This is a genomic window from Clostridium sp. TJA020, from assembly GCF_058310295.1.
The window spans coordinates 1-14688 of the sequence record NZ_JBZEFC010000007.1; the positions used below are offsets into that span (position 1 = coordinate 1).

17 protein-coding genes and 1 tRNA gene are annotated in these 14688 nt (G+C 25.8%); 17 read left to right on the forward strand and 1 reads right to left on the reverse strand.

Annotation, left to right across the window (positions count from 1 at the left end; translation table 11 throughout):
- The 6 genes from AC4FQ1_RS10475 to AC4FQ1_RS10500 all read left to right on the forward strand — a co-directional run.
- The coding region (locus tag AC4FQ1_RS10475) for a sigma factor-like helix-turn-helix DNA-binding protein (protein ID WP_491169625.1) at nucleotides 1-393 on the forward strand (393 nt) is incomplete at its 5' end.
- The gene (locus AC4FQ1_RS10480; protein ID WP_491169626.1) at nucleotides 390-788 is read left to right on the forward strand and encodes a DUF722 domain-containing protein; all 399 of its coding nucleotides are present in this window, start codon (nucleotides 390-392) and stop codon (nucleotides 786-788) included. The genes AC4FQ1_RS10475 and AC4FQ1_RS10480, both read left to right, overlap by 4 nt.
- 75 nt (nucleotides 789-863) lie before the next feature.
- The gene (locus AC4FQ1_RS10485) at nucleotides 864-1022 is read left to right on the forward strand and encodes a hypothetical protein (protein ID WP_491169627.1); all 159 of its coding nucleotides are present in this window, start codon (nucleotides 864-866) and stop codon (nucleotides 1020-1022) included.
- Between the two features lie 228 nt (nucleotides 1023-1250).
- Nucleotides 1251-1538 carry a hypothetical protein gene (locus AC4FQ1_RS10490; RefSeq protein WP_491169628.1) on the forward strand — a complete coding sequence of 96 codons (288 nt, stop codon included), beginning with the start codon at nucleotides 1251-1253 and terminating at the stop codon, nucleotides 1536-1538.
- Nucleotides 1539-1769: 231 nt separating this feature from the next.
- Nucleotides 1770-3041, forward strand: coding sequence for an AAA family ATPase (locus AC4FQ1_RS10495; RefSeq protein ID WP_491169629.1), 1272 nt, complete (start codon nucleotides 1770-1772; stop codon nucleotides 3039-3041).
- 4 nt (nucleotides 3042-3045) lie between these two features.
- Nucleotides 3046-3654: an RloB family protein gene (locus AC4FQ1_RS10500; protein ID WP_491169630.1), complete on the forward strand. Its 609-nt coding sequence runs from the start codon at nucleotides 3046-3048 to the stop codon at nucleotides 3652-3654.
- A 577-nt stretch (nucleotides 3655-4231) separates the two neighbouring features.
- Here the strand turns inward: AC4FQ1_RS10500 and AC4FQ1_RS10505 are convergent.
- Nucleotides 4232-4315, reverse strand: a tRNA-Leu gene (locus AC4FQ1_RS10505).
- Between the two features lie 251 nt (nucleotides 4316-4566).
- Here AC4FQ1_RS10505 and AC4FQ1_RS10510 point away from each other — a divergent pair.
- The 11 genes from AC4FQ1_RS10510 (at nucleotide 4567) to AC4FQ1_RS10560 (ending at nucleotide 14682) form a co-directional block, all read left to right on the forward strand.
- Nucleotides 4567-5259, forward strand: coding sequence for an iron-sulfur cluster assembly scaffold protein (locus AC4FQ1_RS10510; RefSeq protein ID WP_491169631.1), 693 nt, complete (start codon nucleotides 4567-4569; stop codon nucleotides 5257-5259).
- A 41-nt stretch (nucleotides 5260-5300) separates the two neighbouring features.
- The gene (locus tag AC4FQ1_RS10515; RefSeq protein WP_491147676.1) at nucleotides 5301-6302 is read left to right on the forward strand and encodes a GGGtGRT protein; all 1002 of its coding nucleotides are present in this window, start codon (nucleotides 5301-5303) and stop codon (nucleotides 6300-6302) included.
- Nucleotides 6303-6563: 261 nt separating this feature from the next.
- Nucleotides 6564-6926: a hypothetical protein gene (locus AC4FQ1_RS10520; RefSeq protein WP_491169632.1), complete on the forward strand. Its 363-nt coding sequence runs from the start codon at nucleotides 6564-6566 to the stop codon at nucleotides 6924-6926.
- Nucleotides 6927-7090: 164 nt separating this feature from the next.
- Nucleotides 7091-7981, forward strand: a complete 891-nt coding sequence (locus tag AC4FQ1_RS10525; RefSeq protein ID WP_491169633.1) for an ABC transporter ATP-binding protein — start codon at nucleotides 7091-7093, stop codon at nucleotides 7979-7981.
- A 1-nt stretch (nucleotide 7982) separates the two neighbouring features.
- Complete coding sequence (locus AC4FQ1_RS10530) at nucleotides 7983-9206, forward strand: ABC transporter permease (RefSeq protein WP_303131050.1); 1224 nt, start codon at nucleotides 7983-7985, stop codon at nucleotides 9204-9206.
- 195 nt (nucleotides 9207-9401) lie between these two features.
- The gene (locus tag AC4FQ1_RS10535) at nucleotides 9402-10721 is read left to right on the forward strand and encodes a hemolysin family protein (RefSeq protein ID WP_303131052.1); all 1320 of its coding nucleotides are present in this window, start codon (nucleotides 9402-9404) and stop codon (nucleotides 10719-10721) included.
- Between the two features lie 219 nt (nucleotides 10722-10940).
- Entirely contained in the window at nucleotides 10941-12263 is a 1323-nt protein-coding gene (locus tag AC4FQ1_RS10540; RefSeq protein ID WP_303131048.1) for an NCS2 family permease, read from the forward strand.
- Between the two features lie 331 nt (nucleotides 12264-12594).
- Entirely contained in the window at nucleotides 12595-12891 is a 297-nt protein-coding gene (locus AC4FQ1_RS10545; protein WP_491147668.1) for a hypothetical protein, read from the forward strand.
- A 27-nt stretch (nucleotides 12892-12918) separates the two neighbouring features.
- On the forward strand, nucleotides 12919-13803 hold the full coding sequence (locus AC4FQ1_RS10550) for a LysR family transcriptional regulator (RefSeq protein ID WP_303130965.1): 885 nt from the start codon (nucleotides 12919-12921) through the stop codon (nucleotides 13801-13803).
- Between the two features lie 70 nt (nucleotides 13804-13873).
- Nucleotides 13874-14182 carry a hypothetical protein gene (locus AC4FQ1_RS10555; protein ID WP_303130967.1) on the forward strand — a complete coding sequence of 103 codons (309 nt, stop codon included), beginning with the start codon at nucleotides 13874-13876 and terminating at the stop codon, nucleotides 14180-14182.
- 29 nt (nucleotides 14183-14211) lie between these two features.
- On the forward strand, nucleotides 14212-14682 hold the full coding sequence (locus AC4FQ1_RS10560; protein WP_303130968.1) for a DUF3284 domain-containing protein: 471 nt from the start codon (nucleotides 14212-14214) through the stop codon (nucleotides 14680-14682).
- Nucleotides 14683-14688: the final 6 nt, after the last annotated feature.

Genomic DNA, 14688 nt, shown 5'->3' on the forward strand with positions numbered 1-14688 from the left:
ACAAGCCTTAATAAAACAGTCGGTGAAGAACAAAGCGAACTAATGGACCTTATAGAAAGTAAAGATAATTGTATAGAAAAGATAGAAGATGATTTATATACAAAGGAATTAAGAAAAGAGCTAGATGGTGTAATGAATAGTTATAATACATTACACGAAAGAGAGGTATTAAAGCTATATTATGGGTGGGATAGTGAAGAAACATCAATAGAGAATATAGCAGATATATTTGAAACCTCTTCTAGTAATATTAAAAATACTAAATCAAAAGCTATCAGAAAGATAAGGAGCAGTATGTGGTTTAGAGCTGAATACAATAGAAGATACAGAGAAGATATTACATTTGAGAGGGTGTTAAGAAATATATATTTAGGTATTGGAGTGAGTATATGAGTAATGCTGAAACAATTAGGGTATTCGAGAGAACTATTAAAGAATACAAGGGATTAGTATATAAGATTGATTTTATAAATAAGGAAATAGAGTTAATTCAAAATTATAAAGGTTACTCTAAAGAACCCTTAATAGCCCTAAATAATCAATTAAATAAGTATATTAGATTTAAGAATTTAATAGATATATGTATAAATAAATTAACTGAAGTAGAAAGAAAAGTAATAGAGTTAAGATATTTAACCAAAGAAAAAATAACTTGGAAGCAGATAGCAAATATAGTTAGATTTTCAGAAGATCATTGTAGAAAAGGAATAAGGCTAAGAGCTATAAATAAGATAATGAGTACTATAAATGAAAATAGTGTTGATATAAATAAATTACTAAAAGGGTAAGATTAAAGTTCTTATCATTTTATTTACATATGGGTGTAAAGTGTTTAACGCCCTATAAATTGAGGAGGCTATATAATGAATTACAGGGAATTAATGATAAAGAGAGTTAATGATATTGGTTTAGACTTAGAAGATATATACAAAAGAGGAGAGGATTATATTAAGGATGTTAGAGATGATAAGATTAATGATTATACCATATCAATAGAAGAATTAGACAAATATTATTCATAAGGAGAATTTATGAGAAAGAAATTATTTATTATTAATTGTATTATTCTGTTTTTTATAATATTGGTATATAAATTTTCGGAATATATACTTAGACTAAACAATTTAACTTTTTTAAATAATGTCAATGCTATATTTGGCATTATTTTTACTTTTGTATTATTTTCACTTTTAATTCAAATAATTATATTTTTATATTATTTTACAGAGAGAAGTTTTATTGCAACAACTTTGATTAGTCTAATAATTGGTGTATGCATGATTGTTTATTCGATTGTAGGACTTTTTTCGTATGCATTTGCTGGACAAGAGCATTTTGTAGAAAAAGACGGTAAAAAAATGGTGGCACGTGTAAATAGTTTTATGAAAGTTTATGTAGAGTACTATGATTATATAAATCCGGTTATAAGAGGAAATAAAATAAAAATAGAAGAGGATTATGGAGAGGGTGGATATGATCTGTTTGAAGCAGATGAAAAAATAACACCTAAAAAAATTACATATTATAATGGAGCATAGAAAATTAATGATGAAGAGAAATATTTCAATGAAATACGTAATAAAGACTATAATGTATGTAAAAGAATTAAAAAAATACAAAGTCTATATATTTACCCAAAAATAATAATTTAATAGTTATATTTTAAATAAAAGTGAATAAATTTGAAAAAAAAATACAAAAATGTATAATAAGAATAAGAAGAAGCATAAAATATAAGTAAAATTTAAAATAAAGGAATGTGTTCGATTATGTTAGTAGAATTTATTGTGAAAAATAGTTATTCTTTTAAAGGTGAAAATATTTTTTCTATGGAAAAGGATGTTGGAAACGAATTTGAATATATAAATACATTTGATAGTGGTTTTAAAAAAAGTAAGTTATTAAAAAGTTCAATTATTTATGGTGCTAATGGGAGTGGAAAAAGTAATTTTATTAAAAGTATAAAAAATATGAAGAATTTAATATTGTATTCAATGGTTCCATTAGGTGCCATTAATTCTATAAAGCCATTTAAATTTATTGAAGGTTACGATGAACCATCAATGTATGAAATAACAATAATAATAAATAAAATTAAATATAGATATGGTTTTAAGATATATAATAGTGAAGTTTGTGAAGAATGGCTATATAGAACTGTAGCAAAAGAATCTTGTTTATTTTTTAGAGAATCAAGTGATTTTGAAGATATAAGATTATATTCAGATTTTAAAAAAGAAGAAAATATAAAAAGTAGAGTTTCAAAGGGAGCATTATTTTTATCAATTTGTAAGATGTTTAATAATACAATTGCTAATGATATATGGAATTGGTTTGATAAATTAGATATATTAACAATACAAGACCAAAATGATATATCAAAAACCTTTGAAATTTTAGAAGAAAAACCGTTTATAAAAAAATCAATTTTAGATTATTTAAAAAAAGCAGATATAGGTATAGAAGATTTTGATTATGAATTAGAATCTAGTAAATCAGAAGAAGATTTAAAAGATTCTTTTAATAGCGATTTAATTAAGAATATAAAAATAGGAGTTATAACACAAAAAATATCTAATTTTAACACTATGCATAAGGTGTATGACACTAAAGGAAATGAGCTTAATAAAATGATAGAAATACCTTTTGATGAATATCAATCAGATGGAACAAAAAAATTATTTGCTTTATTAGGTCCTATATTTAGTACTTTAAGCAATGGGGGAACTATATTTATTGATGAAATAGACTCTAGATTACACTGTGCTATTGTTAGGTTTGTATTAGAAATGTTTAATTCAATAGATTTAAATGAAAAAAATGCTCAAATAATTTGTAATACTCATGATGTTTTACTTTTAGAAGAAAATATAAGAAGGGATCAAATATGGTTTATAGATAAAGATGATAAAGGGGTTAGTGAATTATATTGTTTAAGTGATTTTAAAGGTATAAGAAAAGATGAGAATTTAATTAAAAAATATTTATTAGGCGTATTTGGGGCAATTCCGTTTAAAAATATAATTATTGATGGTGAATAAAGTTATGGGTAGAAAAAAACGTAAAGTAAGAGAATTAGATAATAAAATATTAATAGTATGTCAAGGAGTTACAGAGTACAATTATTTTGATAAATTTAGAGTAGATTTAGCAGATGTTTCATTAAAAAAGTCAAATGAAGAAAATGCTAAAATATTACCTAAACAATGTTCAGAAAGTCCTAAAAGAGTTGTAGAATATGCGATTAAGATTTCTAGAGGTGAGAAGTATAGAAGAATTTGGTGTGTTTTTGATAAAGACAATTTTGATGACTTTGAAGAGGCTATAAATTTAGCTAAAAAAAATAATATATTATGTGCTTTTTCTAATAAAGATTTTGAACTCTGGTTTTTAATGCACTTAAAAAAACAAGAAACATACATAAGTGATGATTCATGTAAAGATAAAATAAGTCAGTATTTGGGAGAGAAATATGAAAAAACAAATCCAAATTTATATAGCAAATTTAAAAGTAAGATTCACACAGGTATAAATAATGCTAAGATAGTACATCAGAATTGGAAAAAAGAAGGTGTGTTTAATCCTAATAATATGATTCCTTGTACTAATGTATATATGTTAGTTGAAGAATTATTAAATTGGACAAAGAAATAATCGTATAAATATAAGAATTATTTTTTGTAATAAGTTAAATTAAATAGATTATGGCTATTAAGATGATAGATTGTGGAATATATAATTAAGCGATTTTAGTAATCTAATTAAAAAGGTTAGGAGCAAAAGTTATATATAGGCAACAATTTTCTAGGTAAAATAAGAAAAAAAAAAATGCAATTAATTATATAATTCAAGATTTTATGCTATAAAAAGACTAAGATTTAAATTTTCTTAGTCTTTTTTTATTAAAAATACTTTACCCCTTTTTTTACCCCCTATAAAATAAAATTATTTAAAAAATGATAGAAATAATTAAAATAAGAATGGCTACATAACAAGTTTTAAGTATGATATAAAAAATATTAAAAAGATATATTTCGTTTTCCAAAGTTCGAGAGTAAAAAAATGATAATTTTTAAATATAAAAAATAATTAAATATTTAAGAAAGTCTTCAAAGGATTTCTTTTTTTTATAAATTTTATTGTAGAAGTGGTAAAAATAGTGGTAAATATAAAAAGAAAGCACTATCAAAATACTATGAAAGTAAGTGATAGTGCTATTCTTATAAAAGTATGGTGCCACCAGTGGGAATCGAACCCACACGGTAAAACCGCATGATTTTGAGTCATGTGCGTCTGCCAGTTCCGCCATGGTGGCAAACTAATGCCGTTTTCAATAACGATAATATTATATCAAAAATACTTTAAAATATCAATTATATAAATAAATTTATCAAAAATGTGAAAAAAAATAATATTTTAGTTGTTTGATGAGTAGACATTTGCTAAAATGTATGTAGGATAAAACTTACCCAGTGGGGCAGTTTTTGACCTAGCTAGATAATGTAAACAAGTTTTTATACATAGAGACTGTTTATAATCTAATAATTAGGGAGGAGAAATAAGAATATGATGTATTCAACAGAAGTTCAAGAAATGTGTGTAATCGCAAAAGGACCTAACCATGGACCAGCACCAATTCCTGTAGAAGGAAAATGGGTTTTAGCTAAAGAAGTAAAAGATATCTCAGGTCTTACTCATGGAGTAGGTTGGTGTGCACCTCAACAAGGAGCTTGTAAGCTTACTTTAAACGTTAAAGATGGAATAATAGAAGAAGCATTAGTAGAAACAATTGGATGTTCAGGAATGACTCACTCAGCTGCTATGGCTTCAGAAATATTACCAGGAAAGACTATATTAGAAGCATTAAACACAGACTTAGTTTGTGATGCTATAAACACTGCAATGAGAGAATTATTCTTACAAATCGTATACGGAAGATCTCAAACTGCATTCTCAGAAGGCGGATTACCAATAGGAGCTGGACTTGAAGATTTAGGAAAAGGATTAAGATCACAAGTTGGTACTATGTACGGAACAGTTGCTAAGGGACCAAGATACCTTGAAATGGCAGAAGGATATGTAACAAAAGTTGCTTTAGATGCTGATAATGAAATTATCGGATACAAGTTCGTTCACCTTGGAAAGATGATGGAATTCATCGGAAAAGGAATGGATGCTAACGAAGCAATGGAAAAAGCATCAGGACAATACGGAAGAGTTGACGATGCTGTTAAATTAGTAGATCCAAGACATGAATAATTTAAAAAATTAATTTACCATTTGTAAGGAGGAATTTTATCATGGCATTATTTGAAAGTTATGAAAGAAGAATAGATCAAATCATTCCAGTACTTAATAAGTATGGAATGGAAAGTTTAGAAGATGCTAAAGCAGTATGTGACGAAGCTGGAATCAATCCATACAACATAGTAAAAGAAACTCAACCAATCGCATTCGAAAATGCAGGATGGGCTTATACTTTAGGTGCTGCTATAGCTATAAAGAAAGGTTGCAAAAAAGCTGCTGATGCTGCTGAAGCAATCGGAGAAGGATTACAAGCTTTCTGTATCCCAGGATCAGTTGCTGACGATAGAAAAGTTGGTCTTGGACACGGAAATCTTGGAGCAATGCTTTTAAGAGAAGAAACAGAATGTTTCGCTTTCTTAGCAGGTCACGAGTCATTTGCAGCTGCTGAAGGTGCAATTAAAATAGCTGAAAAAGCTAACAAAGTAAGAAAACAACCATTAAGAGTTATCTTAAACGGTCTTGGAAAAGATGCTGCTATGATAATCTCAAGAATTAATGGATTCACATATGTTGAAACAGCATTCGATTTCTACACTTCAGAATTAAAAGTTGTTAGAGAAAAAGCTTACTCAAATGGACCAAGAGCTAAGGTTAAATGCTACGGTTCAAATGACGTTAGAGAAGGTGTTGCTATAATGCATCACGAAGGAGTTGACGTATCAATTACTGGTAACTCAACTAACCCAACAAGATTCCAACATCCAGTTGCTGGAACATACAAAAAAGAATGTGTAGCAGAAGGTAAGAAGTACTTCTCAGTTGCATCAGGTGGTGGTACTGGAAGAACTCTTCACCCAGATAATATGGCTGCAGGTCCAGCTTCATACGGTATGACTGATACAATGGGAAGAATGCACTCAGATGCACAATTCGCAGGATCATCATCAGTTCCAGCTCACGTTGAAATGATGGGGCTTATCGGAATGGGTAACAACCCAATGGTAGGAGCTACTGTTGCTGTAGCTGTTGCTGTAGAAGAAGCAATGAACAAATAATATTATAATCAAAGCATTACGAAGATTTTTAATATTATAGATAAAATGAATTTATAAATAATATAAATTAAATTAATGAGTACTCGTTATTTTATATGATGAGTGCTCATTTTTTTTTATTTTAAATTAATATATAACAATAAAATATGTTTAAAAAAATAATATAAGTAAAAATATGTAAACTTATTATGAAATGCATTGTATTTATGTAATTGTTTTCATAAAATAAAATTATAGTTAGTCTTAGGAGGTGGAAATTTTATGTATACATTAAGTTATAGTAAAGATACACTAAGAGAATTTAAGGAAATGATAAAAGAATGTGATGAGAAAATCAAGGAGTTAGAAAATGAATTAGAAAAGGCTAAAAAATATGATAAAAGGCAATGTATTTATGACTTCTGTAACATAACAAATAAGGTTAATACTGATAACATAATAGGAGAATCTATTAAAAACATACAATCAGAGATAGAAAAACTAAAAATAGAAAGAGAAGCTTTGCAGGTTGGATTAGATAGATTTTCTAAAGAATATAAAAATGAGATACAAAAAGAAGTTATGTTAGAAAAAGAAATTTATGATAAAAAAATTAGAAGGATTTATAAAAACGTTTATGCATAATAATAAGATGAAATAATTATTTAAAGGTATCGTAAAACACGATACCTTTTTGTATTAAAAAGTAAATAAAATCATTAATTTAAAATGATAACATAATGTGGTACAATTGTAATAATAAATTTAAATTGTTAAATTTATAACTACTTAAACAAAAGGGGGACATTATGAAAATAGAAGCACAAGGTATAAGCAAATCCTTTGGTGATGTGCAAGCTCTTAAAAATTTAAATTTTACTATTGATAGTGGAAAGGCATTAGGGTTACTAGGAAGAAATGGAGCAGGTAAAACTACAGCTATAAGAATTCTTTTAGGAATACTTCCAAGTGATAATGGAAAGGTTTTAATTAATAATAAGGAGTTAAACTTTAATCAAAAATCCTTTGGATATTTACCTGAAGAGAGAGGATTATATTTAAAGTTTACTGTAAAGAATCAGTTATTATATTTTGCATCTCTTTATGGAATGAGAAAAAATAATGCTTTAGAATCAATAAAATATTGGTTAGATAGGTTTGAAATAAGTGAATATTTAAATAAAAAGGTTGAAACATTATCAAAAGGTAACAAGCAAAAGATTCAACTTATAGTTGCTATAATGCATAATCCAGATGTAATAATATTAGATGAACCATTTAGTGGATTAGATCCTGTAAATGTTGAAACTTTTAAAATTGTTATAAGAGAACTGCTTAATAAGGGAAAAACTTTAATTTTTAGTAGTCATAGAATGGCTGATGTTGAAGAGTTTTGTGATGATATAATAATGCTAAAAAAAGGAGAAACAATTCTTCAAGGAAATTTAGAAAAAATTAAGGAAGATTATGGGGTAAAGGCTCTTATTATAGAAGGAGAAAAAGGTATAGAAGATATATTAAAAATAGAAGAAGTGAATTCATATAAATATGAAAATGGAAAATTTATAGTTGATATAAGAGATATTAAAAAAGGAAAAGAAATTTTAAGGAAAATCACTAACCAAGATTTAGATGTTAATGGTTTTTATTTTGAAAAACCATCATTAAATGATATTTTCATAGAAAGGTTAGGTGATTAAAGTGAGTAAATTTTTAACGATATTTGGTTTTACTTATAGAGAAACAATTAGAAATAAGGGACTTATAATTTCTACTATAATTACTTTAATAATAATGCTTGGATTTTTTAATATGGATAAAATAATGTCTTTATTTAAAAGTAATTCAACAGATAATATTATGATATGTGAAGTGAATAATAATGGAGCGATTAATAATAAATTAGTTAATAAAGAATTATTAAGTAAAATAAATGATGATAGTTATAATTTTGTAATAGCAAAAAATATTGATGAAGTTAATAAAGTTAAATCAGAACTTGAATCTGGAGATTCAAAATTTAAGGCTATATTAGAAATTTCAGAAGTAAAAGATGTAAGTGGAAAGTTATACGTAAATAAATCACCAGGTCAAGAATTAACCAATAAAGTTAACTCTATATTAAGTGAAATAAAAATAATGAATAATATGAAAAAATATAATTTAAGTAATGAGGATTATTCTAAAATAATGTCACCAGCTAATTTAGAAGTTATACAAAAGGGGAACTCATCTAACGAGAGAATGACTCTTGTATATGCACTTGTTTTTGGTATATATATGATTACATTAACATTTGGCTCAATGGTTGCAAATTCTGTTATAGAAGAAAAGACAAACAGGATAATGGAAACATTAATTACTATGGCAAAACCAATGGAATTATTCTTTGGTAAGGTACTTGGAGTTTGTGCAGTTGGATTAACACAAATATTAATACTTTTAGGTGCAGGATTTATAATGCTTAAAACTTCAGGTTTTAGTATGGAAGTTATTGAATCTTTAAATTTAAATGTATCAATAATATTATCATTTATATTCTATTTCTTACTTGGATATTTAACTTTTTCAATGCTTTATGCAGCAGTAGCTTCTCTTGCAACAAGTCCACAAGATGTAAATTCATCTATGGGAGCAATAACTATGGTATTTGTAGTTGTATTTTTAATAGCTATGAATTGTATGTTTAATATAGATACTACTTTTGCTAAGGTTATGAGTTATATTCCTTTCGCATCACCGCTTATAATATTTGAGAGAATTGTTTTATCAAATGTTGGATTTATAGAGATTATAATAACTACAATTATAAATATAGGTTTTATAATTATAGTTGGAGTTATTAGTAGTAAATTATATAGAAGAGGAACTTTACATTATGGAAATAAAATTTCATTAATGAAAGCTTTAAGAGGTAAAGTTTAAATTCTATTTTTTATTGAAAATAGTTAAATTAAATATAATGGATTAAAATAAAACATTTAAATAAGCTATCTTAATTTAAGATAGCTTACTTTATGAAAAATATACTAAAAATTTCTAATTTATTAAATATATAATGGTTGGAAATTATGAAAACATATGATATATTACTTCTATATGATAAAATTTGGGAGGAAAATAATGATAGAACCAGAGCCGGAAAGTATTATTATGCAAATAATAATAATAATAATATTAACATTAATTAATGCTTTTTTTTCATCAGCAGAGATGGCAATAGCATCAGTAAATAAAAATAGAGTTAAGCTTTTAAGTGAAGAAGGTAATAAAAAAGCGCAACTTTTAGAAAAAATTATGAAAAATCAGGGTAATTTCCTAGCAGCAATACAAATAGGAATAACATTAGCAGCTTTTTTATCTAGTGCATCAGCTGCAACAGGTATTTCAGTAGTACTTTCAAATAAATTAGAAGCATTGAATATACCATATGCTAATCAATTAGGAGTAATAATAGTTACAATAATTCTTACATACTTTACATTAGTGTTTGGAGAATTAGTACCAAAAAGAATAGCGCTTAAAAATAAAGAAAAGGTAGCTTTAAGATCTGTAAAAACAATATATATTGTACTTATAATTACAAAACCATTTGTAAAAATACTTTCATTTTCAACTTCATTAATACTTAAATTATTAGGTTTTAATAAAGAAGGAATAGAAGAAAAAGTATCTAAAGAAGAGATACAGGCTTTAATTTCAGAAGGTGAAGTTGAAGGTGCAATTGATGAATCAGAAAAAGAAATGTTAGACAGTGTATTTGAATTTAATGATAGATTATCTAAAGAAATAATGACATCTAGAAAAGATACATATATGATAAATATTTCTGATGATATAAATGAAGAATTGGATGATATAATAAATCTACAATATTCAAGAATACCAGTTTATGAAGGGGATATAGATAATATAGTAGGAATACTATATACAAAAGATTTATTTATAATGGCAAGAAAAGTAGGTTTTGAAAATCTTAATATAAAGCATATACTTCATAAACCGTATTTTGTTCCGGAAACTAAGAGGATAAATGAATTATTTAAAGAGCTTCAATTAAACAAAAATCATATGGCACTATTAATAGATGAATATGGTGGTTTTTCAGGAATTGTAACTATGGAAGATTTAGTTGAAGAAATAGTTGGAGATATTGATGATGAATATGATATAGATGAACCAGATATAAAGAAAATAGATGAGTATAAGTATTTAGTAAAAGGAACTATAAATATTCATGATTTCAATGATGAGTTTGGGACAAGTATTGAAGAAGATGAAGATTTTGATACATTAAATGGATATATGATAACTAGAATAGGTAAAATACCAAAAGAAGGAGTCAATATAGAATTTGATGTAGATAATATACATTTAAAAGTAAAAGAAGTTACTGGAAGAAGAATTGAAGAAGTTGAAGTAACTATATTTAAAGAGTAAGTTTATATTGGATAGATTATTTTTTAAAATAATCTATCCATTTTTATTTATATAAAGGCGAATATTATATGAGGAAAGCAATTTTATAATGTATATAACTTAAATAAAAATATATAAAACTTAAAAAGAATAAAAAAATATTCGTGTTGAGGGTAGAAATTTATCGAAAAATGATATATTATTAAAAGCGGACGAAAAAATAAATGAAAGAGTGATAACATGAAAAACTTCTTTAAAAAAGATGGATTACTTGATAATTACTTCGAGATAACAAAAAATGGATCTAATTCTAAGAGAGAAGTAGTTGCAGGACTTACAACATTTATGACTATGGCATATATACTTATTGTAAATCCAACAATACTTTCAGCTGCTGGAATGGATAAAGGAGCAGTGTTTACAGCAACAGCACTTTCTGCTTTTGTAGCAACACTTTTAACAGGAATTTATGCTAAACTTCCATTTGCTCAAGCTCCAGGTATGGGATTAAATGCATTTTTTGCTTATACAGTAGTATTACAAATGGGATATTCTTATCAGTTTGCTCTAACAGCTGTATTCTTAGAAGGTATAATATTTATATTACTTACATTATTTAATGTTAGAGAAGCTATTGTAGATTCAATACCTGATTGTATAAAAAAAGGTATTTCAGTTGGTATAGGACTTTTAATTGCACTTATTGGATTAGAAGGTGCAGGAATTGTTGTTCATCCAAAGGATGGAGGAACAATATTATCATTAGGAAGTATAACTCATGGTGCTGGATTACTTGCTATAGTTGGATTAATAATAACATCAATACTTTTAGCAAAAAGAGTTAAAGGAGCACTTTTTATTGGAATGATTATTACTGCTATAATTGGTATTCCTTTTGGATTAACTCCAATTCCAAGTGCTGTAATTAGTGCACCACCATCAATTAGTGGAATACTTTTTGACTTTGAGTGGCATAATATTTTTTCATTTGATATGGTAATAGTATTATTTACTTTATTATTTATGGATTTATTTGATACTATAGGTACTTTAGTTGGTGTTGCAACTAAAGCTAAAATGCTTGATGAGAACGGAAAAGTTCCAAATATTAAGAAAGCATTGCTTTCAGATGCTATTGGTACAACTTTAGGGGCTTGCATGGGAACTAGTACAGTAAGTACTTTTGTAGAAAGTGCAGCAGGAGTTGCAGAAGGTGGTAGAACTGGACTTACAGCAGTTTCAACTGCTATAATGTTTGCTTTAGCTTTATTATTTTCACCAATATTTGCTGCAATAACACCAGCTGTTACTGCATCAGCATTAATATTAGTAGGTTTATTTATGATAGAACCTATAAGAGAAATAAATTTAGAAGAATATTCAGAGTCAATACCTGCATTTTTAACTATGATAATGATGCCATTTTCATATAGTATTTCAGATGGAATTATATTTGGTGTAATATCATACATATTAATAAAATTATTTACAGGAAAAGTAAAAGATATAAGTATAACAACTGTAATAATTGGTGTTGTATTTTTACTTAAATTTTTAATTTAGAATATTTTGCTATATTATTAAATAAGCTTAGTGTTATTTAAAATAATATAAGTTATTTCATGAAAGCATCTAAAAGTTTAACTTTTAGGTGCTTTTTTATATTTGCTATTTTAGTTAATTTACTTATAGAGAATAATAGTGTTATTATATTAATATAGTATTAATTAGTAAATAAAGTTAAGATATATTTTATATTTATAAAATATAAATATATTAAAATTATAATTATATTGTAGTTTGTAATGTTAATATATTTGAAAAATAAACATCTTTATTACTTAACAATTAAACTGTATAATAGTACAAAATGAAAATAAAAAGGAATGAGAAGATGAATAAAAATTTTAAGACAATACTTTATTTTATTATAGTTATACTTATAATTTCAGCAATATTTAAATTGTTTATAAAGATATTACCTTATATGATTTTATTGATTTTGGCACTTTGGATTATCAGTAAGGTTAATGGTTATATAAATAGAAATAAAAAAACAAGTGATACTTATAGTAATCAATCAGATGATAATTATTCAAATATAAATGATGATGTTATATTTGATGATGATTTTGAGGATCCATCAAAAGCAATAGATGTTGATTATGAAGAAGTAGATGATAAAAAATAAGATGTAGTTAATTTAAGAGGTGATGGCGTGAATTTTAGAAAGTTAAAAATATTTTATGAAACAGCTCAGACATTGAATATGACTAAAGTAGCAAAAGCATTGTATATAAGTCAGCCATCAGTTAGTCAAGCTATACAAGAATTAGAAGATGAAATTGGTGTTAAAATGTTTGACAGAATAGGAAAGAGATTAAGTTTAACTTATGAAGGCGAAGTATATTTAAATTATGTAAGGAGAGTTTTGAATCTTTATGATGAAGGATTAAATAAAGTTAGAAATATAAATAATAATAATGAAGGAAAAATTGTTATAGGAGCAAGCACAACGATAGGAATATATATCCTTCCTGATATCATAAAAGATTTTGTTGAAAATAATGAAAGAATAGAGATATCACTTATAATAGAAAATACTGAAAAAATAGAGCAGCTAATTTTAGAAAATAAAATAGATTTTGCATTTGTTGAAGGAAAAGTACATTCAGAAGAAATTATTTATGAAAATTTTTGGGAAGATGAACTTGTATTTATAAAGAAATATAATACAAAATGGGAAGAAATAGAATATATAAGTAAGCTTGCTTTAACTAAAGAGAAATTTATTATGAGGGAATTAGGTAGTGGAACAAGGGAAATTGTTGAAAAATATTTAAAAGATAATAATATAGATTATAATATTTTTATGGAACTTGGAAGTACTGAAGCTATTAAAAAGAGTGTTGAAGCAGGACTTGGAATTGGTTGTATATCAAGTCAATGTATAAAAGATGAAATGCAAAGTAAAAAAATAAGTAAATTAACATTTAATAAAAATAAGATAAAGAGAAATTTAAATCTTATAATACATAAAGATAAATTTATAAGTAATAATATGAAACTTTTTATAGATAAAGCTAAAGAAAAAAATATGTAAAAGACTTATTGAATTTAATAGACCTCATAATGTATAATTACATTAACAATAAATGGAAATGAGGGTGTAAATGGGGAAGGTATTAATTTTATCGAGGGGAACTGGACAAGCTAAAGAGTTTAAGAAAGCTCTTGAAAAATACACAAATGAAAATGGTATGGTATTAAATTATATATTTTCTAATGAAGAAAACATGAATAGATATATAAAAACCGAAGATATAAATGTTGTTTTAATATCTCCAGAGATGATGTTAGTAGAAGAACAAATAAAACTTGAATTAGAAAAGAATAAACTTCCATATATAGAATTAAGGCCAGTAGATTTTGGACTAAAAAGAATTGAGAAAGTTATGCCTCTAATAAATAAATACCTATAAATAGTTCTTATTTTTAGGAGGAATTTTATATGGGATTTAAAAAAACAGTAGAATTGGATTATCCTTTAGAAAAGGTTTTTAAAGTTTTTATAAAAACTGCAAAAAAGGATTTTCCAAAATTTAATGAAAAGAATCCTTTAGGAGCAAAAGCTAATAAAAAGATTAAATCAGGTTCACAAAGAACAGTAAATATTAGGGTTGAAGTAACGGCATATGAAAAAGATAAGCTTTATCAAATAACTTCTGTGAGAGATAAGCTTATGTGTATTTCAACATACCGTTTTGAAAAATCAAAAGATAATAAAACATTATTTTCTTTAGAGGAAAATGATAATACAACAGGAGTATTTTCGGGTATTAATGCATTTTTACAAAATATATTATTTAGAAAAAGAATTACAAATAAGTTTAACCATTTAGTTAGTGGACTTGAATTTGAAATACAAAGTTATGATGAAAGAGTTCAAAAAAGTGTAAAAAAAGAAGATGTTAATAAATAAAAAAAG

What these genes read in the sequence shown, in the direction of transcription:
- AC4FQ1_RS10540 (WP_303131048.1), top strand. Translation starts at nt 10,941, where the DNA reads ATGAAAAACTTCTTTAAAAAAGATGGATTACTTGATAATTACTTCGAG.
- AC4FQ1_RS10545 (WP_491147668.1), top strand. Translation starts at nt 12,595, where the DNA reads ATGAATAAAAATTTTAAGACAATACTTTATTTTATTATAGTTATACTT.
- AC4FQ1_RS10515 (WP_491147676.1), top strand. Translation starts at nt 5,301, where the DNA reads ATGGCATTATTTGAAAGTTATGAAAGAAGAATAGATCAAATCATTCCA.
- AC4FQ1_RS10480 (WP_491169626.1), top strand. Translation starts at nt 390, where the DNA reads ATGAGTAATGCTGAAACAATTAGGGTATTCGAGAGAACTATTAAAGAA.
- AC4FQ1_RS10525 (WP_491169633.1), top strand. Translation starts at nt 7,091, where the DNA reads ATGAAAATAGAAGCACAAGGTATAAGCAAATCCTTTGGTGATGTGCAA.
- AC4FQ1_RS10485 (WP_491169627.1), top strand. Translation starts at nt 864, where the DNA reads ATGAATTACAGGGAATTAATGATAAAGAGAGTTAATGATATTGGTTTA.
- AC4FQ1_RS10555 (WP_303130967.1), top strand. Translation starts at nt 13,874, where the DNA reads ATGGGGAAGGTATTAATTTTATCGAGGGGAACTGGACAAGCTAAAGAG.
- AC4FQ1_RS10560 (WP_303130968.1), top strand. Translation starts at nt 14,212, where the DNA reads ATGGGATTTAAAAAAACAGTAGAATTGGATTATCCTTTAGAAAAGGTT.
- AC4FQ1_RS10520 (WP_491169632.1), top strand. Translation starts at nt 6,564, where the DNA reads ATGTATACATTAAGTTATAGTAAAGATACACTAAGAGAATTTAAGGAA.
- AC4FQ1_RS10500 (WP_491169630.1), top strand. Translation starts at nt 3,046, where the DNA reads ATGGGTAGAAAAAAACGTAAAGTAAGAGAATTAGATAATAAAATATTA.
- AC4FQ1_RS10510 (WP_491169631.1), top strand. Translation starts at nt 4,567, where the DNA reads ATGATGTATTCAACAGAAGTTCAAGAAATGTGTGTAATCGCAAAAGGA.
- AC4FQ1_RS10495 (WP_491169629.1), top strand. Translation starts at nt 1,770, where the DNA reads ATGTTAGTAGAATTTATTGTGAAAAATAGTTATTCTTTTAAAGGTGAA.